Source organism: Brachybacterium sp. 107, from assembly GCF_052379725.1.
GTDB lineage: Bacteria > Actinomycetota > Actinomycetes > Actinomycetales > Dermabacteraceae > Brachybacterium.
In genome coordinates, this window is the sequence record NZ_JBQSYW010000001.1 from 295,901 (window position 1) to 321,840 (window position 25,940).

Annotated in this window: 21 protein-coding genes; 14 read left to right on the plus strand and 7 right to left on the minus strand. The window is 70.3% G+C overall.

Going from position 1 to position 25,940, the window contains the following annotated elements:
* Positions 1 to 37: 37 nt before the first annotated feature.
* Together ACT3UL_RS01325 and ACT3UL_RS01330 are read left to right on the plus strand one after the other, a co-directional pair.
* Positions 38 to 1,276, plus strand: coding sequence for a DUF58 domain-containing protein (locus tag ACT3UL_RS01325; RefSeq protein WP_444576300.1), 1,239 nt, complete (start codon positions 38 to 40; stop codon positions 1,274 to 1,276).
* Positions 1,276 to 1,824 (plus strand): hypothetical protein, encoded by a 549-nt coding sequence (locus ACT3UL_RS01330; protein WP_444576301.1) that lies wholly within the window; start codon positions 1,276 to 1,278, stop codon positions 1,822 to 1,824. The genes ACT3UL_RS01325 and ACT3UL_RS01330 overlap by 1 nt, the downstream gene beginning before the upstream one ends.
* A gap of 85 nt (positions 1,825 to 1,909) precedes the next feature.
* Here the strand turns inward: ACT3UL_RS01330 and ACT3UL_RS01335 are convergent, their stop codons facing one another.
* On the minus strand, positions 1,910 to 3,463 hold the full coding sequence (locus ACT3UL_RS01335) for a sulfatase family protein (RefSeq protein WP_444576303.1): 1,554 nt from the start codon (positions 3,461 to 3,463) through the stop codon (positions 1,910 to 1,912).
* A gap of 207 nt (positions 3,464 to 3,670) precedes the next feature.
* Positions 3,671 to 5,485: a DUF222 domain-containing protein gene (locus ACT3UL_RS01340; protein ID WP_444576305.1), complete on the minus strand. Its 1,815-nt coding sequence runs from the start codon at positions 5,483 to 5,485 to the stop codon at positions 3,671 to 3,673.
* Positions 5,486 to 5,921: 436 nt separating this feature from the next.
* On the opposite strand from ACT3UL_RS01340, the gene msrA reads away from it, so the two are divergent.
* Positions 5,922 to 6,617, plus strand: coding sequence for a peptide-methionine (S)-S-oxide reductase MsrA (msrA, locus tag ACT3UL_RS01345; protein ID WP_444576307.1), 696 nt, complete (start codon positions 5,922 to 5,924; stop codon positions 6,615 to 6,617).
* 87 nt (positions 6,618 to 6,704) lie between these two features.
* Here msrA and ACT3UL_RS01350 read toward each other — a convergent pair whose 3' ends face one another.
* Positions 6,705 to 7,235: an arsenic metallochaperone ArsD family protein gene (locus ACT3UL_RS01350; protein WP_444576309.1), complete on the minus strand. Its 531-nt coding sequence runs from the start codon at positions 7,233 to 7,235 to the stop codon at positions 6,705 to 6,707.
* Between the two features lie 63 nt (positions 7,236 to 7,298).
* On the opposite strand from ACT3UL_RS01350, the gene ACT3UL_RS01355 reads away from it, so the two are divergent.
* On the plus strand, positions 7,299 to 7,877 hold the full coding sequence (locus ACT3UL_RS01355) for an LURP-one-related/scramblase family protein (RefSeq protein ID WP_444576311.1): 579 nt from the start codon (positions 7,299 to 7,301) through the stop codon (positions 7,875 to 7,877).
* A gap of 7 nt (positions 7,878 to 7,884) precedes the next feature.
* Here ACT3UL_RS01355 and ACT3UL_RS01360 read toward each other — a convergent pair whose 3' ends face one another.
* Both ACT3UL_RS01360 and ACT3UL_RS01365 read right to left on the minus strand, forming a co-directional pair.
* The gene (locus ACT3UL_RS01360; protein ID WP_444576313.1) at positions 7,885 to 8,736 is read right to left on the minus strand and encodes a hypothetical protein; all 852 of its coding nucleotides are present in this window, start codon (positions 8,734 to 8,736) and stop codon (positions 7,885 to 7,887) included.
* 17 nt (positions 8,737 to 8,753) lie between these two features.
* A complete protein-coding gene (locus ACT3UL_RS01365) occupies positions 8,754 to 9,476 on the minus strand; it encodes a FadR/GntR family transcriptional regulator (protein ID WP_444576314.1) in 723 nt (240 codons plus the stop codon).
* A 335-nt stretch (positions 9,477 to 9,811) separates the two neighbouring features.
* Here ACT3UL_RS01365 and ACT3UL_RS01370 point away from each other — a divergent pair, with 335 nt between their 5' ends.
* The 10 genes from ACT3UL_RS01370 (at position 9,812) to ACT3UL_RS01415 (ending at position 21,927) form a co-directional block, all read left to right on the plus strand.
* Positions 9,812 to 11,449: an ABC transporter substrate-binding protein gene (locus ACT3UL_RS01370; RefSeq protein WP_444576315.1), complete on the plus strand. Its 1,638-nt coding sequence runs from the start codon at positions 9,812 to 9,814 to the stop codon at positions 11,447 to 11,449.
* Positions 11,450 to 11,613: 164 nt separating this feature from the next.
* Entirely contained in the window at positions 11,614 to 12,579 is a 966-nt protein-coding gene (locus ACT3UL_RS01375) for an ABC transporter permease (RefSeq protein WP_444576317.1), read from the plus strand.
* A 1-nt stretch (position 12,580) separates the two neighbouring features.
* On the plus strand, positions 12,581 to 14,656 hold the full coding sequence (locus ACT3UL_RS01380) for a dipeptide/oligopeptide/nickel ABC transporter permease/ATP-binding protein (RefSeq protein ID WP_444576318.1): 2,076 nt from the start codon (positions 12,581 to 12,583) through the stop codon (positions 14,654 to 14,656).
* Positions 14,653 to 15,486 carry an ABC transporter ATP-binding protein gene (locus ACT3UL_RS01385; protein ID WP_444576320.1) on the plus strand — a complete coding sequence of 278 codons (834 nt, stop codon included), beginning with the start codon at positions 14,653 to 14,655 and terminating at the stop codon, positions 15,484 to 15,486. The genes ACT3UL_RS01380 and ACT3UL_RS01385 overlap by 4 nt, the downstream gene beginning before the upstream one ends.
* A 62-nt stretch (positions 15,487 to 15,548) precedes the next feature.
* Positions 15,549 to 16,514, plus strand: coding sequence for a dihydrodipicolinate synthase family protein (locus ACT3UL_RS01390; protein ID WP_444576322.1), 966 nt, complete (start codon positions 15,549 to 15,551; stop codon positions 16,512 to 16,514).
* A complete protein-coding gene (locus tag ACT3UL_RS01395) occupies positions 16,507 to 17,505 on the plus strand; it encodes an ROK family protein (protein ID WP_444576324.1) in 999 nt (332 codons plus the stop codon). The genes ACT3UL_RS01390 and ACT3UL_RS01395 overlap by 8 nt, the downstream gene beginning before the upstream one ends.
* An 11-nt stretch (positions 17,506 to 17,516) precedes the next feature.
* Positions 17,517 to 18,200 carry an N-acetylmannosamine-6-phosphate 2-epimerase gene (locus ACT3UL_RS01400; protein WP_444576326.1) on the plus strand — a complete coding sequence of 228 codons (684 nt, stop codon included), beginning with the start codon at positions 17,517 to 17,519 and terminating at the stop codon, positions 18,198 to 18,200.
* A 112-nt stretch (positions 18,201 to 18,312) separates the two neighbouring features.
* A complete protein-coding gene (locus ACT3UL_RS01405) occupies positions 18,313 to 19,509 on the plus strand; it encodes a right-handed parallel beta-helix repeat-containing protein (protein WP_444576328.1) in 1,197 nt (398 codons plus the stop codon).
* 79 nt (positions 19,510 to 19,588) lie between these two features.
* The gene (locus ACT3UL_RS01410; RefSeq protein WP_444576329.1) at positions 19,589 to 20,803 is read left to right on the plus strand and encodes a sialidase family protein; all 1,215 of its coding nucleotides are present in this window, start codon (positions 19,589 to 19,591) and stop codon (positions 20,801 to 20,803) included.
* Positions 20,800 to 21,927 carry a sialidase family protein gene (locus tag ACT3UL_RS01415; protein WP_444576331.1) on the plus strand — a complete coding sequence of 376 codons (1,128 nt, stop codon included), beginning with the start codon at positions 20,800 to 20,802 and terminating at the stop codon, positions 21,925 to 21,927. Before ACT3UL_RS01410 ends, ACT3UL_RS01415 begins: the two co-directional genes overlap by 4 nt.
* A 136-nt stretch (positions 21,928 to 22,063) precedes the next feature.
* Here ACT3UL_RS01415 and ACT3UL_RS01420 read toward each other — a convergent pair whose 3' ends face one another.
* Positions 22,064 to 24,751, minus strand: coding sequence for a S8 family serine peptidase (locus tag ACT3UL_RS01420; protein WP_444576333.1), 2,688 nt, complete (start codon positions 24,749 to 24,751; stop codon positions 22,064 to 22,066).
* Between the two features lie 223 nt (positions 24,752 to 24,974).
* Entirely contained in the window at positions 24,975 to 25,823 is an 849-nt protein-coding gene (locus ACT3UL_RS01425; protein WP_443350104.1) for a hypothetical protein, read from the minus strand.
* Between the last annotated feature and the right edge of the window lie 117 nt (positions 25,824 to 25,940).

Below are 25,940 nucleotides of genomic sequence, written 5' to 3' on the forward strand. Positions count from 1 at the left end.
TGCGGCCATCGTCGGCTGCGCCGCGACGGCCCTCGCCGTGCTGGTCGGGAAGCCCGCGCTGATCCTGGCCGGACTCCCGCTGTTGGTCTGGGCCCTGGTGGCGCTCGCCCTGCGGCTCCTGGCGCCCCCCGAGCAGGAGTCGGCGCCCCCTCGGATCCAGGCGAGTCGACGCACCCTGGAAGAGGGCGGCTCGGCGATCATCTCGCTGACGACCGCGCCGGGCGTGCTCACCGCGGCGACCTTCCCGATGCGGCCCCAGACGGACTTCGCCCCGCAATATGGCTCCACCGCCGGCGACGGCCATCTGCAGCTGCGCCTCAGCGCCCAGCGCTGGGGACGGATCCGGGTCGGCCCCGTGCACGCGCTGGTCACCGACCAGCTCGGTGCTTTCCGCGACCAGCTGGAGCTCACGGCACCCGACGTGCAGGTCGTGCCCTCCGCGACCGTGCTCGATGCCCCCGTCGAAGTGCCCACGCCGATCGGTGTCAGCGGGGTTCACCTGTCACGACGGCGCGGCGACGGCACCGCGCTCTCCGAGGTGCGCGCCTTCCGCACCGGAGACCGGCTGCACCGGATCAACTGGCGCGTCTCCCAGCGCACCGGTCAGCTCCACACCAACGCCACGTTCACCGAGCAGGACACCGAGGTCCTCATCGTCACGGACACAATCGCTGACGTCGCCCCCGCGCCCTGGGCGGACAGCGAGGATCCGACCAGCCTGGACATGACCATCCGCGCGACCTCCGCCGTGGCACGGCACTATCTCACCGCCGGCGACCGGGTCTCCGTCTTCGACATCGGGCACCTGATCGGGCCCGTCCCCGCCGGCACCGGCCCGCGGCAGCTGCGCGTGCTGACCGACGCCCTCGCCCGCGCAGGCCGGGACGACGACCAGCTCCGCCCCGCCCGACGCCTGCGGGCCGTGCGAGCCGGCACCCTCACGGTGGTCTGCTCGCCGCTGCTCCGCACGGAGGTGATCACGCAGATCGGCGAGCTCGTGGCGCACGGCGCCGACGTGATCGTCGTGGACACGCTGCCACCGAGCATCGGTGACGTCTCCGTGCTGAACGGGAAGCCTCTGCGGGCCGACGGCGTCTCCCCGGACCGTTTCTGGCCCGAGGCCTGGGCGATCAGGCGGCTGCTGCGCGAGACCACCATCCGTGAGCTGCGGGAGGCCGGGGTCCCGGTGACCGCCTGGGAGGGTCCTTCCTCGCTCGCCCCTGTGCTGCTGTCGTTGTCCGCGGCGCGCACCGCACCGCGGATGCGGAGGTCCTGATGCGACTGGGACTGCTCATCGACCCGATCGCCGAGTTCCTGCTGGGGCTGCGGAGGGTCAGCGGCACACAATGGCTGCTCCGTCTCGTGGGCGTCGCGACGATGCTCTTCGCCCTGGTCGGGACCTTGCCGGGCGGGTTGTTCGTGCACATCGGCACCGGCATCATCACGCTCGCCGTGGCAGGCTCCCTGCTGGTGCAGGCTCTCCGCCCGGACAGCGACGTCGGCCTGATCGCTCCCGCGGCGATCATCCTCGCGCTCGCGGGGCAGGGTGACCTGTCGCTGCTGCGGGCAGCCGGCGTGGGGCTCGCCCTGCTGCTGTCGCACGTCGCCTTCGCCCTGGCCGCGACGATCCCCGCGCACGGGGAATTCGAACGGTCGGCCTGGATGCTGGGTGGCCGAGGACTGCTGCTCGTGCTCGCGATCAGCATCGTCGCGGGACTTCTCGTCGTCGCCCTGTCCGGGGTCCAGTTCGGTGCATGGATGCTCGTGATCGGCATCCTCGGAGCGATCGGCCTGTTCGTGACGGTGATGCCGCGCTCGAGGTGAGCGCGGCATCAGCCCTGTACGAGAGTCACCGGCAGGGCCGACGGGTCACCGGCAAGGCGTACGGGTCACCGGCAGGGCACACGACTCACCGGCCCCACTCGGGGCGCGGGGTGTCCGGACCCTCGTACGGCCTGTCCCTCACCTGTTCCTGGAGCGCCGTCAGCCTGTTCTCGAGCTCGGCACGGATCCCGGCATGGGCGGGGTCATCGACGATGTTGGTGAGCTCGGCGGGGTCGGCGACCAGGTCATACATCTCCCACTCGGCCTCGCGGATCGCGTCGGAGGACCCGGGCGCCCCCATGCCGTCCCCGTAGTAGTGGATCAGCTTGTGGGTGGCGGTGCGGATGCCGTAGTGCGCGGGGGCATTGTGCGAGGGGTCCTCGTGCTCCCAGTAGCGGTAGTACATCGCATCGGGCCAGGTGGCGCGCAGGTGGTCGTCGGCCGAGCCGTCCAGCAGCGGGAGCAGGCTGCGTCCCTGCTGATCGGGGAGGGCCTCCCCGGGGGCGATCCCACAGGCGTCGAGCAGGGTGGCCGCGAGGTCGACGTTGGTGGTGAGCTCATCGATCACCGTTCCGGCCGGGATCGTGGAGGGCCAGCGCACCATCATCGGCATCTGCAGGGACTGGTCGAACATCAGCCGCTTGTCGAACCAGCCGTGATCGCCGAGGAAGAAACCCTGGTCCGACGTGTAGACGACGATCGTGTTCTCCGCCAGGCCGCGTGATTCGAGCTCGGCGAGCACGCGCCCGGTGGAGTCGTCGATGGCTTGGATGGTCTGGAGGTAGTCGCGCATGTAGATCTGGTAGTTGCGACGGGTGCGGGCCTCACGGTTCTCCTCGCCCTGGAGCTCCGGGGGCAGGGGCTGCTTGAGGTCGTTCTCGGTGAGGTCGTCGGCGACGCTCATGCGGACCTCGCGGACCGCGCGGCTCATGGTCGCGTGATCGTCGAAGAGGGTGTCCGGCTCCGGGATCGTCTCCAGGGGATAGAGGTCCGCGTGGCGGGGGTGCGGGATCCAGTTGCGGTGCGGGGCCTTGTGGTGCAGGAGCAGGCAGAACGGCGAATCCGGATCCTCGGCCTGGGTGCGGTCCAGCCAGTCCAGTGCCAGATCGGTGACGGTGTCGGTGGCATAGCCGGGGACGACGGCATCCACCCGCTCCCCGGCACCGTCGATGCCGTACATGACCGGATCGTTGTACTCGCCCTGACCGCGGTAGATCCGCCATTCGTCGAAGCCCTGGGGGTCGTTGCGCTCCTCATGCCCCAGATGCCACTTGCCGAACAGAGAGGTGCGATATCCGCAGTCGTGGAGCACCTGGGGGAAGGTGCGAACCCGATAATCGAATCCGGAGTAGATCGTCGCGGCACCGTTGATGTGCGAGTAGGTGCCCGAGAGGATCGTCGCCCGGCTGGGTGTGCAGATCGAATTCGTGCAGTACAGCGAATCGAGCCGGGCTCCCTGCGACGCGATGCGGTCCAGGTTTGGAGTGCTGTTGACCCGGCCCGAATAGGCGCTGATCGCGTGCGCAGCGTGGTCATCGGTGAGGATGAAGACGATGTTCGGGCGGGTGCTGCCAGGGGATCCCGCGTCACTGCCCTCAGCAGGGCGGTGGGGTACGAACGGGTTCTGCGGTGTCGTCATCGGCTCCATCTCTCCATTCTGACAGGCGAGCGCATCGCGGCCGGTCAGTACGCGCGGTGTGGGACAACTGCCCGGCCTTCCCTAGAGCGGCGTCCTGACCGGGCGCGTGAGGAGTCGGGCCGACAGCTCTGCTCATGCCTGCGTGCCTGCGTGCCTGCGTTCCTGTGTGCGTGTGTGCGTGCGTGCGTGCGTGCGTGCGACTGCATCTCAGCTCGCGCGTGCGGCCGCATCGCCGGTGTCCTGGTCGTCTATGACCCGGTCGTCCATGCCCTGGTCGTCCGCGTTCTCGTCGCCCGCGTTCTCTGCAGACGCGGCGATGATGTCGTGCCCGACGCCGTCTGATCCGGACCCGTCTGCTCCGAGCCTGTCTGCTTCGAGCTTGTCCGCCTCGAGTCCGTCCGCCCCGAGTCCGTCGGCCCCGAGTCCGTTCGCCGCGAGCTCTGGCTCGATCAGTGCGGGTGCGGTCGAGGTGTATCGGTGACCGGAAGGGGTGACGATGACGAGCCGTGCCGGCTTTCCCTCGTCAGCGGCTTCGATGCTCGTCTCCCAGCCCGGGAGCTCCCGGATTAGGTTGAAGCGCTGGCAGTAGCCGATGCCATTATCGACAGTGGTCGTCCCGCCTTCGGAGTATCTGATCGAGTGGTCGACATCGTGGATGGCCGCATCGCACCAGGGCGTCCGGCATTTCTGGTCCCGCAGCAGGATGAACCGACGAACGGCTCCCCGGAACACTCGCCGACGCGGATCTGCCGCGGTCAGCTCGCCCGTGTGCGGGTCGGTGTACAGACGCCGTATCCAGCGCTTCGCCTCCTGGAGCATGCGACGCTCCGGGGGTTTCGAGGGATCATCACCGTGCGGTCCCGGGGAAGGTCGGAGCTGAGGCATCTCCGAATGATCCCGGTCAGAATCGGCATGATCCGGGTCAGCCTCGACTTTCCCCTCACGTTCCGGGGCGACCGCGCAGGGTGTCGGCGACGTGCGCTGGGGCCCAGGAGGGTCGGGCGCACCGGGATCCTCGAGAGTCAAGGAAACTTCAGGCGCACCGGGAACTTCGTGCGCTCCGGGATCCTCGGGGGCTCCAGGGACCGCAGGCGCTTGAGGCAGCTTGGCTGCTGACGTGGTCGCGACTCCGAGTGCGATATCGCGCGCCGTACCGCCTGGAATCGGGATTCCTTCGATCCACGCGGATTTGTTTTCTGTCCCGAGCAGCGTCGTATCCGTCATGAGCAGAGAGATCTCCACTGGAATGGCGTCGACATTCGCCGCTCCCGTGACACGCTCGACGAGCGCATCCGCCATGATCTGCCCTTTCCCCCGTGCATCTCCGGAGCTCTTCGCCGATTTCGATTCACGGGTCAGCGCTGCAAAACAGGCGACACCATCCTTCGTGGGCAGGATGGCATGGAGGATCGACATGCCGTCCGGCGCAGGACGTATCGAGACCCTGCGCTCGGCGACCGCACGGGACGCGCGCTTCACCGCGGCGACAGGATCGAGCTCCTGCGCCCGAGCGCGAGTGGCGCGCCCCGAGGCCGACGCCGTCATGGCGGGGAGCCTTCCCTCGAGCTCCTGGTCGATGAGCTCTCTATCCTCGTCGCTGAGGACGAGCACGTTCTTCGCCACCTCGGCGGCCGCCCATTCGCTGATCTCACCCTGCTCGAGGAGCTTCGTGGTGCGGGGCAGCGTCTCGACCAGGATCCGATGGACGACCAGCTGGTCCGAGGCATGTTTCGGGGTGATCCTGCGGGCAAGTGCCACCTGGTCCGCGACCCCTTTGCCGAGCTGCCCCCTCGCGACCCCCTGGTGCCTCTGCACTGCGATCTGGGACTCCCGGAACGTGACCTCCGCGTGCGCCTGGCAGGCACCGAGCGCACCCTTCCCCCGTTCCAGGGTTGCGATGAGGTCGATCAGGTCATGGTCCGAGGAGCCTGCGAGATCCGCGCCCCGTGGGGCGCGCTCGAGGAGGTCTGTGAGCTCTGCGGTCCAGGCGGACGCAGGCGACGGGCCGGGCAGTGCAGTCACGATCGCCTCCATGGCCATCCCCCTCACGTCGTGTCTTCACGGAACCAGTCCGGCGCTTCTGAACCAGCCCGGTGCTTCTGAACGAGCCCAGTGCTCGAACGCCTGTCCGTTGCTGCCACTCCAGAATGACCCACGAGGCACCCCCGGACAAGACCCCCCATGAATTGGGGACAATTATGTGGATAACCACCCACTGTGGAGGAAAGAAATCACGCAGATCCACAGCTGTGAACGCACTGTGGATATCTCGAATCTGCCTCTCGAATCCCCCGAAACGTCTCCACGACACCTCGTTGCTCGCACCCTGCGGCGTCGCCCCGCCTGCCCCTCGTCTATCCCCTCGCCTACCCCCTTGTCTATTCCCTCATCGCCTCACCTCGTGAGAAGCCTCCCGCCCCTCTCCCGCTCGCCCGCGCGCAGGACTAGCGTGATGCTCATGTGGCAGATGATGGATCTCCTGTACGGGCACAAGAAGGACATGGTCACGCCGGAGAACGCGCTCCCCGGCCGGGACCGGTACCCCTACTCCCTCGCGCGCGAGCACCTCGTGCTGGGCACCGACATGCTCGGCCCCGATTCCCCGGTCGACCCGCGCCCGTGGCCGGCCGACACCGAGGAGATCATCCTGGCCGGCGGCTGCTTTTGGGGCATCGAACGCATCGCGTGGCAGACGCCCGGCGTGCACACGACCTCCTCCGGCTACGCGGGCGGCTACACGCCGCACCCCACCTACGAGGAGGTCTTCTCCGCGAAGACCGGACACACCGAGGCGGTGCGCGTCCTCTACTCCGGCGGCGACGAAACCCTGCGGGCACTGCTCACCCAGTTCTGGGAGCAGCACGACCCCACCACCGCGAACCGCCAGGGCAACGACGTGGGCACCGAGTACCGCAGCGCCGTGTACTGGACGTCCGCAGCGCAGGGCGAGGCGGTCCGAGACTCCGCGGCCCGCTACCAGGAAGCTCTCGACGCGGCAGGTCGCGGCGCCATCACCACCGAGCTGAAGCCCCTCGCGGAGGCCGGCGACGGGCGGTACTACACCGCCGAGCCCGAGCACCAGCAGTACCTGCAGAAGGTTCCGAACGGGTATTGCAACCACGGATTCAACGGCGTGGCCTGCTCGCTCAGCTGATGATTCGGCTCAGCCCTCGCAGCTGACTATTCGGCTCAGCCCTCGCAGTTGACGATTCGGCTCAGCTCTCGCAGGCGCGGTTCGAGCTCAGCCCGCTGACGAGCCGCCCGGCGCCGTACCGGGCAGACCATCCCCGACGTCGCCGCCCATGAGGTTGCGTCGGGCGCCGATGTCCGGTCCCCCGGCAGGTCGGGCGGGGGCCTGCGCGGCACCCATCAGCTGGGCGGCGAAGCCGCCGGCCTCGCGAGGCATCGGGGCGCCGCCCGGACCGCAGGCGTCGGCCGCCGCGGGACGACGCTCGCGCGCCTCTGTCCCGGCCCGGGCGAAGCGGCTCATCTGCTCCGTCGTCGGGTATATCGCGCTGACCACGATGTCCAGGCCCAGCAGCGTCACGGGCAGAGCGCTCTCCCCGGCGGAGTCCAGCAGCGCCCGCACCGGTTCGCACTCCTCGAAGGCCCAGGCGTCCTCATCCTGGAGGTAGACGGTGATCGGGTGGCCGTCCAGGGCCAGGGCCGCGGCCTCGTCGAGGAACGCCTCCTGCGTCTCCGCATCCGGCGGCGGCGAGGGCAGGAAGATGTCCAGTGCCGCCAGCTGCCCGAGATCATCCGCATCGCTCATGGTCACCACGGTAGCGCCCCGCGGGCCGACAGCCGGCTCGCACCGACCTGGCAGACTGTCGAGATGGACAGCTCCGCACACCAGCCCGTACTGCTCGCCCACGACACCTTGGTGATGCAGCAGATCACCGGGTTCATGTCGAACGACTTCGACATCCTCGACGCCACGGGCCAGCAGGCGATCGGGCATGTCTCGACCTCCGGCGGCGGACTCTCCCACCTCGTCGCCGGGAGCCGCTCCCTCGACGTCGCCGATGCCGACGGGAGCCCGCTGCTGCACGTCGAGGATCCGATGAGCCTCGGCTTCGACCACTTCCGACTGTCCACTCCCGAGGGTGCTCCGCTCGCCGAGGTGACCAGTCGTTTCGCGCTCTTCTCCACCCGCGTGCGCATCACGATGGCCGATGGCACCGATCTCGAGCTGAGCGGAGACATGCTGGGGCTCGACTTCGAGTTCCAGGTTCAGGGCGCGGTCGCAGCGCGGGTCTCCCGGAAGTGGGCGGGTCTCGGCCGCGGCGTCCTCGGCCGCAGCCGTTACGCGGTCGGGATCGAGCCGACGGTGCCCGCGCAGCTGCGGCTGGCGATCATCGGCGGCTGCATCGTCCTGGATCTCATCCGTCGGAAGAAGCAGAACCAGGGCTGAGCGCGCCTCACCTGGTCACCGCAGCATGCGCTGCGCCGTCCTCAGCCATGCCGCGGCGTCCTCGACGTAGCCGAGGTTGCCCAGATGGATGCCCGTCGTCACGCGTTCGAGATGCGCCCAGGCCAGAGCCCTCTCCGGGTCCAGTCCGACACGTCGCGCCAGCCGCTCGGCGAGTGCGGCATGCCAGCGTGCGGGCCCGGTCGAGCACGACGGCGTGCCCCGTCGCACAGGGAAGCGTTGCGTCGGCCGCGAGAGCACCCTCGAAGATCTCCAGCAGCGAGCGCGCCTTCTGCGACGGGGCGAACGGTCGGCCGACGTCGAGCGGGACCTCCCAGGCCTGCAGCAGCAGGCCACCGAGCACATCGGTCTGGGCGAGGGGATCGGGGACGGTCTGCGGGAGCATCGGGCCGAGCTTCTCGAGCAGCATCGCGTCTCGCTCCTCGTCATGGGCGACCAGCCGGACGTAGCCGTGACCGTCCGCCGCCGCCAGGATCCGGGCCTGCTGGGCCACATCGGCTCCCCCACCCCCGAACTTCACGACGAAACTGCCGGTCGCCTGGAGGCCGCAGCCCGTGGGGGCGTCGGAGGGTCCACGGGGGCCGACGGGTCCCGACCGACGCTCCACCTCGAGCACCGGCAGTCCGGCGCCCGCCAGATGCACGTGCCGGACCTCCAGGCCCCAGTGCGCCAGCACGCCGTGCAGGCGGTCGGGGAACTCGGAGACCAGGTCACGAGCCCACTCCTGGGAGGCCCAGGGCCGGGACCGCAGGAGCGCGACGACCTGCTGCGGGGTCGTGGCGACAGGATCCGGGGCCGTCGCGACAGGGTCCGGGGGCGTAGCGGCAGGATTCGAGGTCACGACGACACGCTCCGGGGTCACCCCGCCGAGGCCGACGCGGCCGCGCGGCCGGCGGCGTCGAGAGTGCGACCCAAGGGCCGGTAGTGCTCGTGGACGGCGTCGCGATAGGCGTCCGCGTCCCCCGCCTCGAGGGCGGTGAGCATCGCCTGGTGCGCGTCGACGGTGACCATGATGTCCTCGGACTGCACGATCTCCAGCAGCGGCACGGCCGTCGTGTGGATCTCCCAGAAGGCCTGCGCGAGCTGGCGCAGCAGGCCATTGGGCAGCCGCGAGAACAGGGCCGTGTGGAAGGCGGCGTCGGCCTCCGGGAACGGCTGGCCGGTCGTCGCGAGGCGTCGCATGTCCTCGACCAGGGCCTCGAGCTCGGAGTTCACGGTGCCGCGGTAGATCTCGACGAGCTGCTCGGCGACGGAGAGGTCGATCGCGATGCGCAGCTCCACGACCTCGCGCAAAGCCCGCAGGTCATTGCCGTCGTCCAGCCGGGCCCGGAACAGCAGACCGTTCACGAGCGGGGCGAGGGACAGCTGCCCCACGAAGGTCCCGTGGCCGTGCCGCACCTCGACGATGTCCAGAGAAGCCAGTGTGCGCATCGCCTCCCGGACGGAGGAACGGGAGATCTCGAGCCGTTCGCACAGCGCGGTCTCGGTGGGCATCGGGTCCCCCGGCACGAGCCCCTCGGTCAGGATCAGGTCCTGGATCCGTTCGACGGCGCTGTTGCCAGCTCCCTTGGTGCGAGCCATGTCGTCTCCTCCCCCGGCGCATCGTCACGGGTGTGACGCCTGCCCCATCATGCCGTGCTCGGCCCCGCAGCCGCAGGTCGGCTCGGATGGTCACTGCTGTGCATCGGTCTTCGGACGCGTGGTGGCGATCACGGATCGATTCCTGTACTGTCCCGGTCATCAGACATCATACGTCTGATCTTCGCAGTGCGGCGACCGCTCATGACCGTGACAACCGTCCTCGGACGGGGCAACCACCCCGGACGGAGAGCAACGACTGTCGGCGGGCTGTGAGGACGACGTTCACCCGACCCCGGCGCGACACGCGGCCGGATCACCCCTTGAAGGATGCATCAATGGCGATCACCACCTCCGCCGATCGACTCGGCCGGCGCAGCTTCCTCCGCGGCTCCGCCACCCTCGCCGGCGCCGCCGGCATCGTCGCAGGCATCGGAGCCTGCGCTCCCCAGGACGCCGGGAAGGACGCCGGATCGGATGCCGGTGGCGCCCCCGCCGACGAGGCGGATCCGGACGGCCACCTCAGCGCCGCCATCAGCTACGAGCTCGGCACGAACGGCTACGACCCGATGAGCACGTCGGCCGCTCTGACCGTGGCCGTCAACTGGCACACCCTCGAGGGCCTCACCGAGCTGCACCCCGTGACCCGTGAGGTCTACGCGGCGCTGGGCACCGAGATCCCCTCCGCGGAGGGCACCTCCGTGGACGTGACCCTGCGCGACGGCGCCGTCTTCCACGACGGCTCCCCCGTCACCACCGATGACGTGGTCTTCTCCTTCGAGCGCGTGCTGGACCCGGAGAACGCGTCGCTGTACTCGCAGTTCGTACCCTTCATCGAGTCGGTCACCGCGAAGGACGACACCACCGTCACCTTCGCCCTCACCGCCCCCACCGGCGTGTTCGCCGAGCGTCTCTCGACCGTGAAGATCGTGCCCCAGGCCGCCGTCGAGGCGGATCCCAAGGAGTTCGATGCCAACCCGATCGGCACCGGGCCCTGGAAGATGACCGACAACGGCGCCACCTCCAAGGTCGTAGAGTTCGAGCGGTTCGACGACTACACCGGCCCGATGGCGGCCCAGGCCAAGACCATGAGCTGGGAGATCATCCCGGACGCCGCGACCCGCACCAACGCCATCCAGTCCAAGACCGTGCAGGTCATCGACTCGGTCCCCTACCTCTCGATCGACCAGCTCAAGGGCAGCGGCACCGTCGAGTCCGTGGGCGGCTTCGGACTGCTCTTCGCGATGTTCAACAACGCGAAGGACAACCCGTTCAACGACCTGAGGAACCGCCAGGCGTTCCTCTACGCGATCGATATGGACAAGGTCATCGAGACCGGTCTCAGCGGTCAGGCGGAGCCCGCGAGCTGCTTCGTCCAGAAGGACCACCCGAACTACAAGGAAGCCTCCACGGTCTACTCCCTGGATGCCGAGAAGGCGAAGGCGCTGTTCGCCGAGACGGGCCTCACGTCCTTCCGCATGCTGGTCACCGACCATGACTGGGTCCAGCAGTGCACCCCGATCATCCAGGAGTCCCTCTCCGCGATCGGCATCGACGTGACCTTCGAGCAGAAGCAGTCGGCCGACGCCTACACCACGGTGGACTCCGACCCCGACGCCTTCGACGTGATGGTCGCCCCCGGTGACCCCTCGGTGTTCGGCAACGATCCCGACCTGCTGATGCGCTGGTGGTACGGCAGCCCCGTCTGGACCGAGAACCGTATGCACTGGAAGGGCCAGGACGCCTGCACCGAGACGGCGGATCTGCTCACCCAGGGTCTGGAGGCCGTGGACCCGGCGGAGCAGGAGAAGGTCTGGGGCCAGCTGTTCGATCTGCTCTCGGACGAGGTCCCGCTGTACCCGCTGTTCCACCGCAAGGCACCGACGGCCTGGGACCCCACCACCCTGGTGGACTTCCAGCCGATCTCGCTGACGGGGCTCAGCTTCATCGACGTCGCCTCCACCCAGGCGGAGTGACGCGCCCGGGGCGGGGCGAGCCGCAAGCCGCCCCGCCCCGGCAGCCCCGCCCCGTCAGCCGCATCGTCGTCGGCCCTGCCCCGTCGGCCCCGCGCCGTCGGCTCTGCCCTGTCGGCCCCACGCATTCCTCGTCCTGATCCACCGCTCGACCCACGGAGGACCTCGTGTCCCAACTCGTCCGACTCATCGGGCGGCGCCTCGTCGCGCTGCCGCTCATGATCCTCGGCGTCACCCTGCTGGTGTTCGTCATCATGTCCCTCTCGCCCACCGACCAGGCTCGGCGCGCGCTCGGCGAATCCGCCTCGGAGGAGGCGCTGGATCTGTATCGCGAGGCCAACGGGCTCAATGACCCGCTCCTGGAGCGGTACTTCTCGTTCCTCGGGGGCATGTTCCGGGGGGATCTCGGCACCACCAGCGGCAACACCCCGGTCACCGAGGTCGTCGCCCGGGCACTCCCGATCACCCTCCAGCTCACCTTCCTGGGCCTTGCGATCGCGATCGTGATCGCCGCGGTGCTCGGCGTGCTGGCGGCCCTCTTCCGCGACCGCTGGGTCGACCAGGTGATCCGCGTGTTCACCGTCGCGTCGCTGGCCACACCGTCGTTCTGGCTCGCCCTGCTGCTGGTCCAGTGGCTCGCCGACATCCCCGGCGGCTGGCAGCTGTTCCCGGCCCTCGTCTCCGGCTGGGTCGGATTCTTCGAGGATCCCGCCACCTACGTCAACAACATCGCCCTCCCTGCCCTCGCGCTCGGGATACCGGTCGCCGGATCGCTCACCCGCGTGGTCCGCACCGCCATGGTCGAGGAGCTGGACCGCGACTACGTGCGCACCGCGATCGGTGCCGGTGTCCCCTACCCGATCGTCGTCAGCCGCAACGTGCTGCGCAACGCGCTGATCACCCCGATCACCGTGCTCGGCCTCCGCGTCGGGTACCTCATGGGCGGCGCCGTGATCATCGAGATCATCTTCAACATCCAGGCCATGGGCCAGCTCATCCTCGACGGCGTCAACCGCAACGACGTGTTCCTCGTGCAGGGAGTGACCCTCGTGGTCGCGATCTCCTTCATCATCGTGAACATCGTCGTGGACCTCCTGTACGTCGTCGTCAACCCCCGCATCAGGAGCATCTGACATGCGACCGAAGCTCGGATCCCGTCTCCAGTCCGTCAGCGGCAGCCCGCTGGCCCCGTTCACCGCCCTCCCCTGGCCCAGCCGCATCGCGGTCCTGTTCCTGGCCGGGCTCACCCTCCTCGCGATCTTCGCACCGGTCATCGCCCAGTACGGTCCCCTCGCGAGCGGCCCTCCGGTCCAGCCTCCGGGCCTGGACCACTGGATGGGGACCGACAGGATCGGGCGCGACATCTTCTCGCGCGTCGCCCACGGTGCCCGCTCCTCGCTGATCATCGGGCTCGCCGCCACCGCCGCCGCGCTCGTGGGTGCCGCCGTGCTCGGCTCCTTCGCCGCGACCGCCTCGAAGATCCCCTCCGAGATCCTCATGCGCGTGCTCGACGTGATCATGTCGTTCCCGGGCATCGCCCTGGCCGCCGTGTTCGTCGCCGTGTTCGGCACCTCGCTGCCGGTGCTGGTCTTCGCGATCGGCTTCCTCTACGTGCCGCAGCTGGCCCGCGTGGTGCGCGCCAATGTGCTCGCCCAGTTCGGTGAGGACTATGTGGCCGCCTCGCAGGTCATGGGTGCCTCCACCCCGTGGATCCTCCTCAAGCACGTGGCCCGCAACTGCATCGCCCCGATCATGGTGTTCGCGACCGTCCTGGTCGCCGACGCGATCGTGCTGGAGGCCTCGCTGTCCTTCATCAACGCCGGTGTGCAGCCTCCTGCCCCGTCGTGGGGCAACATCCTCTCCGAGGGCAAGCAGCTGCTGCTGGCCGGCTACTGGTGGCCGACGTTCTTCCCCGGCCTCGCGATCCTGCTGACCGTGCTCTCGCTGAACATCCTCTCCGAGGGGCTCACCGACGCCATGGCCAGCCCGCGGATCCGCGCGGCGGTCGACGTCGAGGCCGACGAGGCCGGCGTCGCCGCTGAGGCCACTGAGGCCACTGAGGCCACGGCTGCTGTGGACGCAGTGCCCGCGAAGTCCGCTGAGCCCGCGGCTGCTGCGGACGCGGGACAGCCCGAGGTGCTCGGGGCGACCGACGCGGAGACCTCGCAGCGCCTGCTGAACGACTCCCTCGCCGCACTGCGCGTCGCCGAGCTGGCGCGGCCCGAGCGCGAGGTGGTCGACGAGTCGGTGCCTCCGCTGCTGGACGTCCAGGACCTGCGCGTCTCCTTCCCGGGGGCGCACAACGGCACCGACATCCTCGATGGAGTCTCGTTCCAGGTGCGCCCGGGCGAGACCATGGGCCTGGTCGGCGAGTCCGGCTCCGGCAAGTCCGTCGCGAGCCTCGCGATCATGGGTCTGCTGCCCCGCACCGCCCGGATCAGCGGCACGGTCATGCTGGGCGACGTCGACCTGCTGTCGATCTCGCCCAAGGAGATGAACGCTCTGCGCGGCCACGAGATCGCGATGATCTACCAGGACGCGCTGAGCTCCCTGAACCCCTCGATGCTGATCCGCTCTCAGCTGGCGCAGCTGACCAGCCGCGGTGGCACCCGCACCGCCGAGGATCTGCTGGCCCTCGTGGGCCTGGACCCGAAGCGCACCCTGTCCGCATACCCGCACGAGCTCTCCGGCGGTCAGCGCCAGCGCGTGCTCATCGCGATGGCCCTGACCCGCGATCCGAAGCTGGTCATCGCCGATGAGCCCACCACGGCGCTCGACGTCACCGTGCAGAAGCAGGTCGTGGAGCTGCTGAACTCGCTGCGTGAGGAGCTCGGCTTCGCGATGGTGTTCGTCAGCCACGACCTCGCCCTGGTCGCCCAGCTCGCCCACCGCGTGACCGTGATGTACGCGGGCCAGGTGATCGAACAGGGCATCCAGCACGAGCTGCTGACCGACCCCCGCCACGAGTACACCCGCGGCCTGCTCGGCTCGGTGCTGTCGATCGAGGCGGGCGCCGAGCGCCTGCACCAGGTCCCCGGCACGGTCCCCTCGCCCCGCGACTTCGCCGTCGGCGACCGCTTCGCCCCGCGCTCGCTGGACCCGTCGGCCGATCCCACCCGGCGCCCGGAGCTGCTCCCGGTCGGAGACTCCGGCCACGTCGTGGCCAGCACCGGCGGCGTCCCCGCGCCCCTCGAAGGAGACCTGCGATGAACGACCTCACCACGAGCTCCAGCGGGGCGGAGACGGCCGACGGCAGGCCCGCCCCCACCATCGAGCTGCACGACGTGCACGTGGTGCACAAGCTCCGCACCGGCAGCCTGCTGCGGCCCGACACCATCCGCGCCGTGGACGGCGTGAGCGTGTCGGTGCGCCGCGGCGAGGTGCTCGGCATCGTCGGCGAATCGGGGTCCGGAAAGTCGACCCTGGCCCGCGTGATGACCGGCCTGCAGCCCGTGACCAGCGGAACCGTGCTCTTCGGCGGGCAGCCCTTCGGTCGCTCCCGGGCCCGTCGTCGGGAGCTGGGTCGCACCGTCTCGGTGGTCTTCCAGGACCCCGCGACCGCCCTGAACCCGCGGCTTCCGGTCCGGGAGACGCTCATGGACCCGCTGCGGGTCCATGGCGTGGGCACCGAGCGGGAGCGTCTCGCCCGGGTCACGGACCTCCTGCATCTCGTGGGCCTGCCGCAGTCCGCGATGGAGGTGCTGCCGCGGCAGATCTCCGGCGGTCAGCGTCAGCGCGTGGCGATCGCCCGCGCCCTGGCCCTGGAACCGCAGATCATCGTGGCCGATGAGCCCACCAGCGCCCTGGACGTGTCCGTGCGCGCCCAGGTGCTGAACCTGCTCATGGACCTCAAGCGCGAACTCGGACTGGGGCTGGTGTTCATCTCGCACGACATCAGCACGGTCCGCTTCGTCTCGGACTCGATCATCGTCATGAACCACGGCAAGGTCGTCGAGCACGACACCGCCGAGCGGATCTTCACCGATGCCCAGGACGAATACACCCGCACCCTGCTCGCCGCCGCGCCCTCGCTCCTGTAGCGACCTGCGCGCCGACGGGCGCCCCACCACCCCCTGTACGCCTCGTGAAGGAGCACTCCCCCATGACCACCACGCAGACCTCCGCCTCGACCTCCTCGACCGATCGCCTCACCGGCGTCGTCCCCCCGCTGCTCACGCCGCTGACGCCCGAGGGCGAGATCGACATGGCCTCCCTCGAACGCCTGGTCACCCACCTCCTCGAGGGCGGCGTGGACGGGATCTTCGCCCTCGGCTCGAGCGGCGAGGTGGCCTACTCCGATGACGCCCGCCGGGCACAGGTGCTCGAGGCCGTCACCGGTTTCGTCGCCGGCCAGGTGCCCGTCATCGCCGGCGTCATCGACATGCAGACCGACCGGGTCATCCACCACATGCGCGCCGCCGAGCGCTTCGGCCTGGACGGCTATGTCGTCACCGCGCCGTTCTACTCGATCACCGGTCCGGAGGAGATCGACACCCACTTCCGCACCATCGCCGCCGCGGCCGACGCCCCGATCTGGGCCTACGACATCCCGGTGTGCGTGCACACCAAGCTCTCCCCCGCGCACCTGCTGCAGCTCGGCACGGACGGTGTCATCACCGGCGTCAAGGACTCCAGCGGCGACGACGTCTCCTTCCGCCGCCTGGCCGCCATGAACCGCGCCGCCGGATCTCCGCTGACTCTGCTGACCGGCCACGAGGTCGTCGTCGACGGCGCCTACCTCTCCGGGGCCGCCGGCTCCGTGCCCGGCCTGGGCAACGTCGACCCCGCCGGCTATGCCCGCATGCACCGCGCCGCACAGGCCGAGGACTGGGCACTGGTTCGGCGCGAACAGGACCGCCTCGCCGCACTGTTCGAGATCGTCTTCCAGCCCACGGACAAGGTGGGGCCGGCCGCCGGCATCGGCGCGTTCAAGACGGCGCTGCGCGAGCTCGGCATCATCTCCACCAACAACGTCACCGTCCCGATGTCGCCGATCGAGGGCGAGGCCGTGGGCCGGATCCGCGCGATCCTGGAGCAGACGGGTCTGCTGAGCGGCGCCGATGCCTGATCCGATCCTCGCCCTCGACCTCGGGGGCACGAAGATCCGCGCCGCCCTGGTCCACGGGGCGGGTTCGAGTTCGGGTTCGGGTTCGAGTTCGGCCGACGAGGTTCTGCCGGGACCGCAGGTCGACCGCGTGGACACGGTTCCGACCCCGGCCCGCGACGGGGCCGAGGCGATCCTGGCCGCCGCCCTCGAGCTCGCCGAGCGCGTGTGCGGCGGGGCGAGGATCGCCGGCATCGGGATCTCGTCGGCCGGGGTGATCGACAGTGCTCGAGGCCAGGTCACCCATGCCACCGACTCCCTGAGCGGCTGGGCGGGGACCGACGTCGCCGGCCCGTTCGCCGCACGCTTCGGCGTGCCCGTCACCGTGCTGAACGATGTGCACGCCCACGGGATCGGCGAGGCCCGCTTCGGGGTGGGCCGCGGCCGCGGGTCCCTGCTGCTGGTCGCCGTGGGCACCGGGATCGGCGGGTGCCAGGTGGTGGGCGGTGCCCCGGTCCTGGGCGATCACGGAGCGGCCGGGCACATCGGCCACCTGGCCGTCCCGGGGGCCGAGGGTGTGCCCTGTCCTTGCGGACGCGTCGGCCACCTCGAGGGTCTCGCCTCGGGACCGGGCATCGTGGAGCTCGCACGCCGCCTGCGGTCGGAGTCCGACACGGGCGGCGAAGAACCTGCCTCCACGATCACCGACGGTCACGGGCTCGCCCGGGCCGTCCTGGAGGGCGATGCGGTCGCGCTCGAGGCGTACCGGCAGGCGGGATTCGCCACCGGCCGGGTGATCGGCGGACTCCTCAACGTGCTCGATGTCGAGGTCGTGGCCCTGACCGGCGGGGTCTCCGAGGCCGACGGACCGTGGGCCGATGCCCTGCGCCAGGGCATCGCGCAGGACGCGATGGACGTGGTCGCGGCGACCCCGGTGCTTCCCGCGAGCGCCGGCACTCACGCAGCGCTGCTCGGTGCGGCCGCCAGCGCGCACGACGTTCTGCCCACCCGATGAAAGGCTTCCCCATGCATCCGTTGATCGCCCCGCTCGAGGGGTCGTTGATCGTCTCCTGCCAGGCCTACCCCGGCGAAGCCATGCGCGACCCCAGCACCATGGCCCAGATCGCGAACGCCGTCCAGACCGGCGGCGCCAGCGCCGTCCGCGCCCAAGGCCTCGACGACATCCGCACCGTCAAGAACGCCATCGACATCCCCGTCATCGGCATCTGGAAGGACGGCACCGACGGCGTGTTCATCACCCCCACCCTCGACCACTGCCGCGCCGTGGTCGACGCCGGAGCCGACATCCTCGCCCTGGACGGGACCACCCGCCCCCGCCCCGACGGCCGCACCTTCACCCAGACCGTGCACGCAGTCCGCGAATTCTTCGACGGCCCCCTCATGGCCGACTGCGACTCCCTCGACTCCGCCCTGCTCGCCGCCGACGCCGGAGTCGAGATCATCGGCACCACCCTCGCCGGCTACACCCCCGCCCGCCCAAAAACCGACGGCCCCGACCTCGACCTCCTCCACGAACTCTCCGAAAAACTGCCGACGACCTCCGTCCTCGTCGCCGAAGGCAGAGTCCACACCCTCGCCCACGCCGCCGCAGCCCGCGCCACCGGAGCCTTCGCCGTCGTCGTCGGCACCGCCATCACCCACCCCACCACCCTCACCACCTGGTTCCACCACGCCGTCACCACCGCCTGACCCACCCCGCACCAGCACTGCACCTGCACCAGCACCAGCACCAGCAAGAAACCCCCAGCAGCCCCACGAACCGTCGACCCCACCAGCCTGTCCCCGATGAGTGGAGAACCCCATGGCTCACGATCCGACGAGCGCCCCTCGGAAGCGTCCCCTGTCCTCGCCACGCCCGGACCCCTCGTCGGGCCACGGCGCCGAGCCCGGCGCTGGTGCGGAGATCGGGCGGGGCGCCCTGCTGACGGGGCTCGGGGCGGCCGGGCTCGGGCTCGCTGCGGCGCTGACTCCGTCGGCCGCCGTGGCCGGCCCGCCGGACCCTCGTCGGACCGACAGCTCCGAGACCCTCCCGGTCCTCGCGGCCGACGCCGACTGGGCGGAGGTGCTCGCGACGACCCCGCAGATCCAGCTCGATCCCGCACAGCGCTATGTCCTGGACGCTCCCGTGGAGCTCCCCAGCGGGACCGTGATCGAGGGGCACGGCGCGACGGTGAGCGTGTCGAGCACCGGTCACGGAGCGTTCGTCATCGACCAGGCCGAGAACGTGACGATCCGGGGCGTACGGCTGCTCGGCACCGAGTCCCCGGCTCTCGACGTCCCGCTGGTCGTCGAGCACACGGCCATCCGCGCCCGTCGGGCCAGGAACCTGCGAGTGATCGACTGCGATCTGATCGGCTGGCAGGGCGCCGGGATCGCTGCGACCGGGGACGCCGCGGACGACTACTTCTCCTACGGTCTCCAGATCACCGGAAACCGTGTCGAGGACTGCTACCTCGGAATCTCCACGGCCGATCGCTGCGAGTACTCCGTGCTCGCCGCCAATGTCTTCACCACCTGTCGGTTGGCGATCTGGAACTCCGCCGGGAACTGGAACCTCACCGGCAACGTCATCGTCGGCTGCTACGGCGCCTACTATTCGATCGCCGCCACCAGCGCGTTCGGTGATCACGCGACCGACAACTGGAACCACGGCTCGGTCACCGGCTGCACGATGAACCACGCCAACGGCGGCTCACCGCGCCGTTGGACCGCGGAGCTCGCCTTCCCCATCGGCGACACCGTCCGCGACCCGGGCCCCGGGGTGGTCCTCGAGGGTGTGCTGCCCCCGACTTTCACGGGCAACACCCTCTGGTACACCGATGTCACCGCTCGGGACCTGCCCGCGAGCGTCTGGACCCTGACCGGCTGCACCCTCTCGGATCTGCGGATCACGCAGGACGGCGGTGCACCGGTACGTCTGGTCGGCCACCAATCCCACGCCGGCGAGGAGCATGCGCCGGTCCTCGTCGGCGACGCCGCCGACGCACTCGCCCCGTGATCCCGAGCCCGAACTTGAACTCGAACCCGAACTGACCCACCACAGACCGCACGACCCCACCACGACGAAGGAGTCCCTGATGGATATGACCCGACGCACGATGCTCGCCGGCACCGCCGGTCTGGCCGCCCTCGGTGCCGGAGCGGGCGGCGCACTCGCCCTGCCGCCGACGAAGGACGAGGACCGTCGCCACGGCCACTACGACGAGCAGGTTCTGGCCGCTCCCGGCGACTGGGATGTGGCGAACTTCCGCATCCCTGCGCTGGCCGTGGCCCCGAACGGGGATCTGCTGGCGGCGTTCGACAAGCGCCCGGTGCACGGCGATGCGCCTGCCCCGAACTCCCTGTGGCAGCGCCGATCCACGGATCGCGGCCGCACCTGGGGCGAGCCGACGGTGATCTCCGCGGGCAACGAGTCCGAGGCGCCCGGGGAGAAGACCGGCTTCTCGGACCCGTCCTACGTCGTGGATCAGGAGACCGGAACCCTGTTCTGCTTCTCCGTGTTCTCCAAGGACGTCGGCGTGTGGGACAGCGACTACGGCCACGACGACGAGGACCGCGGCGTGCTCAGCGCCGCCGTCGCCGTCAGCACGGATTCCGGGGAGACCTGGGAGCACCGGCTGATCACCGACGTGGTCAAGCCCGAGGACTGCCGGGCGACCTTCGCCTCCTCCGGCGCCGGCATCCAGCTGCGCTACGGCCCCCGCGCCGGCCGCCTGGTGCAGCAGTACGCCGGGTTCTTCCGCGGCGAGGGCGACGGAGATGCCGAGGTCGTCCAGGCGTACTCCGTCTATTCCGACGACCACGGCGAGACCTGGACGATGGGCACGCCCGTGGGCACGGCGATGGACGAGAACAAGGTCGTCGAGCTCTCCGACGGCACGCTCATGATGAACTCGCGGGAGAACGTGCGCACCGGGCATCGCTGGGTGGCGCTCAGCCACGACGGCGGCGAGACCTGGGAGGACCTGCACCGTGATCCGACGCTGGTGGATCCCGGGAACAACGCCCACATCACCCGCGCCTATCCCGACTCCCCGCAGGGCTCGCGGAAGTCGAAGATCCTGCTGTTCACCCACGCCGACCATGCCCCGAACGATCGGGAGAACGGCACGATCGAGGTCTCCGAGGACGACGGCGCGACCTGGAGCCGGAAGCGCGTCTTCCAGCCCGGTGCCTGCCAGTACTCGGTGCTCATCCCCAGCGGTCGCGGCGAGTTCGCGCTGCTGTACGAGGGCGAGGGCGAAGCGATCACCTTCGCCCGTCTCGACCTGGACTGGATCCTCTCGCGGTGATCTCCCTCGGCCACAGCCCCTCCCCGGTCCCTGAGGCGCCCCTGCCCCACTCCGTGCTCGCACGAGCCGGGGAGGGGCCCTGGCCCCGATACCGCATCGTGGGCCTCGCCCACCTCGGCGACGGGATCGTCCTCGCCGCCTTCGACGGCCGCGAGACCGGCCAGGACGTCCCCGATCCCACGGGTCTCGTGCAGCGTCGGTCCCTCGACGGCGGCCGCACCTGGGGCCCGTTCGAGAGCCTTCGGGAGGCGGACCGCGAGGGTCGCCAGTGGTTCTGCGACCCCAGCTATGTGGTCGATGCCGTCACCCGCGCGGTGCATGTGTTCCACACCCACGCCAAGGATCGCGGGGTGTGGGATGCGGCCGCCGGCACGGACGACTCGGACCGCAACGTGCTGGGCTCCGCGGTGAGCACGAGCACCGATCAGGGCCGTACCTGGACGCACCGCTCCGTCACCGCGGTCGCCTCCCCGCCGGAGCTGCTGCGCACCGCCTTCCCCACCTCCGGCGCCGGGCTGCAGCTGCGCCGCGGTCCTCATGCCGGGCGTCTCGTACAGCCCTACGCCGGCTGGTTCTGGGCCGACGGGGTCCCGAGCGATGACCAGGTGGTGCGCTCGTACTGCCTGGTCTCGGACGATCACGGTGCGACCTGGCAGCGGGGCGATCCGGTGGGCGAGGACATGGACGAGACCACGATCGCGGAGCTCTCCGACGGACGCGTGCTGCTGAACTCGCGCGACCATGCCCGCGGCGGTCATCGCCGGATTGCGGTCTCGGCGGACGGCGGCATGACCTGGGAGGACCTCGGCGTCGACGAGCAGTTCGTCGATCCCGGCAACAACGCCCAGCTGGCGCGCCGCTTCCCGGACGCGTCGCCTGAGGATCCGCGCGCGACAATGCTGCTGTTCAGCAACGCGTGGGACCGCTTCGCGCGGGTACGCGGCACCCTGCATAGCTCGGCCGACGACGGCGCGACCTGGCAGGAAGCACTCGTGTTCGAGCCCGGGCCGCTGGACTACTCGGTGGTCCAGGCACTGGACGACGACGCGATCGGGATCCTCTGGGAGATCGAGTCGCGCGAGATCCGCTTCGCCCGGATCGAGGCGGAGCAGCTGGACGGCTGAAGGCACGACGGCGAGGGCGAGGGCACGACGGCGAGGGCGGTGGCACCCCGGGATCGGGTGCCACCGCCCTCGCAGTGTCCATCCGGGCATCACGCCCGTCGGCGCCGTCCCTGCCGAGGGACGGCGCCGTTCTCGGTCAGCGGGCGTCGTCCTTGCCGCGTGCCGGGTTGTCGATCGTGAACTGCGGAGACGTGTAAGTCTCCCAGTGATCCGGGTTGGCCGGGTCGCCGAGGGGCCTGAGCACCCGCATCTGCAGCACGTAGTCGCCGTCCTTGACGGTCCGCACCCGCTCGTTCTTCAGGGTGTAGGTGCCGTCCCAGCCGTAGACCTCGGGCTCGGCGGAGCGACCGAGGTGATCCTCGGAGTCGATCAGACCGATGCTCGGGTTCACGACCCGCAGCTTCCCTGCCGGGTTGACCGAGTAGGCCTTCATCTCGAGCCGCTCGGCGGGGTAGGAGAACGCGTAGGCGAGGTACGGGATGTCCCCGTCCTGCATCGTGTACGTGCTCCCGCCCTCCGGGTCCAGCAGCACGCCGCCGTCGCCGTCGCTGACGCCGAGGGAGGGCAGGCCCATCCCCTGGTCGCTGAGGACGGGAAGCGCCTGGTAGTCACCGGAGAGGCCCGCGAAGGGAACCACGAGATCATCGTCGGCGCCGGTGAACGTCACCCAGCCGCCGTAGATGAGACCGTCCTCGCCGAAGTCCTCGCCGAGGGTCACCTCGACCTCAGAGGTGCCGCCTGCCGGGACGGTCACGCTCGACGCGGACGGCTCGGCGGTGCCCTCGGCCGTGTAGAACTCCGGATTCTCCGTCGGCGCGCCGGTGGCGACTCCGTGCTGGACGCCGATGTCGTAGGTCCTGTCGTCCTCGGAATCGTTGCTGACCTTCAGGGTGACCGTCTGCAGACCCTGCTCGCCCTCGCCGAGCGAGATCGAGGGGACCGAGATGCTGGTCGTGGTGTGCACGGCCTCGACCAGGTCGAGCAGGCCGGCGCCCTGACGGTGGACCGGCTCGAGGTAGCCCTGATCAGGCGCGAGAGACCAGGTCAGCGGATCCGCGGTGTTCATCATCGCGGTCTTCACGTCCTGCGGTGCGAGGTTGGGATGCGCCTGCAGGAGCAGCGCCGCGGCACCGGCGACGTGGGGAGCCGCCATCGACGTCCCCGACTTCGCGCCGTGCCCGCCCTGCTCGAGCGGGATGGTGGACCAGATCGAACCGCCCGGGGCAGCGATGTCCGGCTTGAGCTCCAGCTCGGCGGTGAGGCCGTAGGAGGAGAAGTCCGAGACGAGTCCGCCGGTCTCGTTCTCGACGACGGTGGTGCCCTCCTGCCAGGCCCAGGTGACGTCGCCCGCGGCGGCCGCCTCCTGGAGCGCGGTGCCGTCGGCCTGGGAGATCATGACCACGGGGATGGTGATCGCCGGGTCGCCCTCGACCGTGGGGTTCACCGTGCCGGGCGAGTTGTTGTACAGGATCACGGCGTCGTAGCCGGCCTCCTGGCCGGCGAGAGCCTTCTCGTAGAAGGAGCAGACGCCGCGCTCGACGAGCAGGGCCTGACCGGAGCCGGCGGCGGGCGGGACCGCGTCGGCGGTGCAGCCCTGCCCGGCCTCGGTGCCCGGTTCGCCGGCGGAGATCAGCGCGAGCTCCCCCTCCGTGGGGGCGGCCGGGCCACCGGTGGCGGCGGCGTAGGCGCGATCGCCGTCGGCCGCGATGCCGAAGGGCGTGCGCATATGGGTGTTGTCGACCGAAGCGACGGTGATCGCGTCGGAGGCGACGCCGGGGGCGCCGCTCGAGAAGGTCCCGGCCGCGCCCTCGTTGCCGGCGGAGATGACCACGGTGACGCCGTTGGCGGTGAGGGAATCGGCCAGCTGCGCCGTGGGGTAGTCCTGCCAGGTCATGAAGCTCGCGCCGAGGGACATGTTCACCACGTCCGCGCCGTCGGTCAGCGCCTGCTCCATCGCCGCGAGGATCACATCGGTGCTGCTGGTGCCGTCGCAGCCGAAGATCCGGTAGGAGAGGAGGTCGACGTCGGGGGCGGCACCGATGACCTCGCCGTCCGCTCCGATGATGCCGGCCACGTGCGTGCCGTGGCCGCCGCAGTCGTCGGGGTAGGCATCGGGCACCGGGGGCTTCCCGGTCCGGGAGTCGTAGTCGTCGCCCACGTAGTCGTAACCCCCGACGACGCGATCGCCGGGGAAGTCGACCGTCTCGTCGTTCACGCCGGAGCCGCCGAGGTCGGGGTTGTTGTAGTCGATGCCGGAGTCGATCACGGCGACGGTGACGCCCTCACCGGTGAGGCCGTCCACCTCCTGCACCTGGTCCACACCGGTCATGGCGTTGCCGAACACGTCCTCCGGGCCGGCGTCCGCCGGCTCGGGCTCGGGCTGGGCCACCTCGAGCACCGGGTACACGGCCTCGACACCGTCGACGGCACGCAGCTTCGTCACGTCCGCGTCATCCATCTGCACCGCCATGCCGTTCCAGCCCTGGACGTACGTCGCCTCGACCGTCAGCGGGATCGACGCATCGGCCGCACGGGTGCTGACCGTGTCCTGGGCGGAGACGTTCGCCGAGCGGCTGCCGCCGCGGAGCACGGGGTCGCCGGAGACCTCGACGAGCCACCGCCCCGGGATCGCGTCGGGCGAGGCATCGAGGACGTCGTTCGGCGTCGGGGCGGTCACGCCGAGGTCGGACGCGGAGCCGAGGGACTCGGGGCCGCCGTCGGCGAGCGCCGGCGAGGCCACGAGGAGGCCTGCGACGAGGCTCGCGCCGGCAGCGGCCGCGAGCACTCCGCGCGGTCTGGGCAGGTGAGCGTGGGTGAGGGGCATCGAAGATTTCCTCCGGGGATGGGATGGGCGGTGCGCAGCGCATCATCGCGCCCGGTATCCCGGCGCGCACCAGCACCTGGCATCTCATCACGGCTGAGGCATCGGCGTGACCCCTATCACCGAAGTGATCGGACTGTGACAGTGCGCCTCGGGCCGCCGCACCGGCCGAGGGGCGGCCTGCGACGGATCCTGCAGTGCGATCTCCCGGGGATCCTGCGACCGATCACCGCCCGCGGAGGTGGTCCGGACGCTCCTCGTGCTCGCTCTCGTGGTGCAGGGTGATCTCCTGGAGCTCCGGCAGCTCGTAGTCCGGGCGGTCGAGGAGCTCGAGGGCCTCGTCCGTGCGCTCCTCCTCGTCCGCCACCATCACGCTGAGCATCCCGAGCCGACCCCCGTCGACCTGCAGCTCGAGCGAGAAGCGGAAGCCGTCCTCTTCGAAGCGGGCGGTGACCGGCCAGGTCTGATTCCGCGGCACGGCGAGACGCTCGGTCTGCTCGACGACGAGCGTCACGTCCCCGGGCCCGCTGTCGACCTCGACGATGCGGGCCGAGTCCAGCTGCGTGCGCAGCGCGGGGGCGCCGGGATGGTCGCCACCGTCGAGCGGAGGCTCGAGCAGCGCCGCGATCAGTGCTCTGACCTGCTCGGGCATCTCTGCCGGCTCCTGGTCGTCCTCGAACTGCCCGAGGTCGCCACCACGCTCGGTCCGCGCCGACGAAGGCACCAGGTACAGCGCCGCGGCGCCTGCCGCCCCGATCCCGGCCAGCAGCACCCGAGGTCGTGCCACCCCGAGACGGCGGAGCCCGTCCACGATCCTGCGATCCGCGTGCTCGGACAGGTCCATGAGACCCAGGGTGGCCCCTCCGGCGAGGAGCCCGTCGCGCGCCGGGTCGAGCAGCGCGCCCTCCTCGGTCGTGGTGTCGGCGACGAGCAGCCCGCTCACCACCGCCGTTCCCAGCCGGTAGGCGGCCCGGGTCCAGGGGCCGAGCCGACGGGGTTCGACGAGGCTGAGAGCCCCCACGGCGCCCGCCGCAGCGGTGAGTCGGAGCATTCGGCCAGCACAGTGCGAGGTCATGCGCGGATTCTATGGTCTGCACGGGGTTCGGCTGACGGGCGCTCACGAGGTGGCGGCGGATCCCTTGTCGGCACCTTTGATGTCCGCCCCGCACGCGCGTGCCCGATACCCTCGCCC

Coding starts and splice junctions, on each gene's coding strand:
- ACT3UL_RS01425 (WP_443350104.1), bottom strand. CDS start 25,823: ATGACCTCGCACTGTGCTGGCCGAATGCTCCGACTCACCGCTGCGGCG.
- ACT3UL_RS01370 (WP_444576315.1), top strand. CDS start 9,812: ATGGCGATCACCACCTCCGCCGATCGACTCGGCCGGCGCAGCTTCCTC.
- ACT3UL_RS01355 (WP_444576311.1), top strand. CDS start 7,299: ATGGACAGCTCCGCACACCAGCCCGTACTGCTCGCCCACGACACCTTG.
- ACT3UL_RS01420 (WP_444576333.1), bottom strand. CDS start 24,751: ATGCCCCTCACCCACGCTCACCTGCCCAGACCGCGCGGAGTGCTCGCG.
- ACT3UL_RS01390 (WP_444576322.1), top strand. CDS start 15,549: ATGACCACCACGCAGACCTCCGCCTCGACCTCCTCGACCGATCGCCTC.
- ACT3UL_RS01410 (WP_444576329.1), top strand. CDS start 19,589: ATGGATATGACCCGACGCACGATGCTCGCCGGCACCGCCGGTCTGGCC.
- ACT3UL_RS01365 (WP_444576314.1), bottom strand. CDS start 9,476: ATGGCTCGCACCAAGGGAGCTGGCAACAGCGCCGTCGAACGGATCCAG.
- ACT3UL_RS01330 (WP_444576301.1), top strand. CDS start 1,276: ATGCGACTGGGACTGCTCATCGACCCGATCGCCGAGTTCCTGCTGGGG.
- ACT3UL_RS01395 (WP_444576324.1), top strand. CDS start 16,507: ATGCCTGATCCGATCCTCGCCCTCGACCTCGGGGGCACGAAGATCCGC.
- ACT3UL_RS01380 (WP_444576318.1), top strand. CDS start 12,581: ATGCGACCGAAGCTCGGATCCCGTCTCCAGTCCGTCAGCGGCAGCCCG.
- ACT3UL_RS01335 (WP_444576303.1), bottom strand. CDS start 3,463: ATGACGACACCGCAGAACCCGTTCGTACCCCACCGCCCTGCTGAGGGC.
- ACT3UL_RS01400 (WP_444576326.1), top strand. CDS start 17,517: ATGCATCCGTTGATCGCCCCGCTCGAGGGGTCGTTGATCGTCTCCTGC.
- ACT3UL_RS01385 (WP_444576320.1), top strand. CDS start 14,653: ATGAACGACCTCACCACGAGCTCCAGCGGGGCGGAGACGGCCGACGGC.
- msrA (WP_444576307.1), top strand. CDS start 5,922: ATGTGGCAGATGATGGATCTCCTGTACGGGCACAAGAAGGACATGGTC.
- ACT3UL_RS01405 (WP_444576328.1), top strand. CDS start 18,313: ATGGCTCACGATCCGACGAGCGCCCCTCGGAAGCGTCCCCTGTCCTCG.
- ACT3UL_RS01350 (WP_444576309.1), bottom strand. CDS start 7,235: ATGAGCGATGCGGATGATCTCGGGCAGCTGGCGGCACTGGACATCTTC.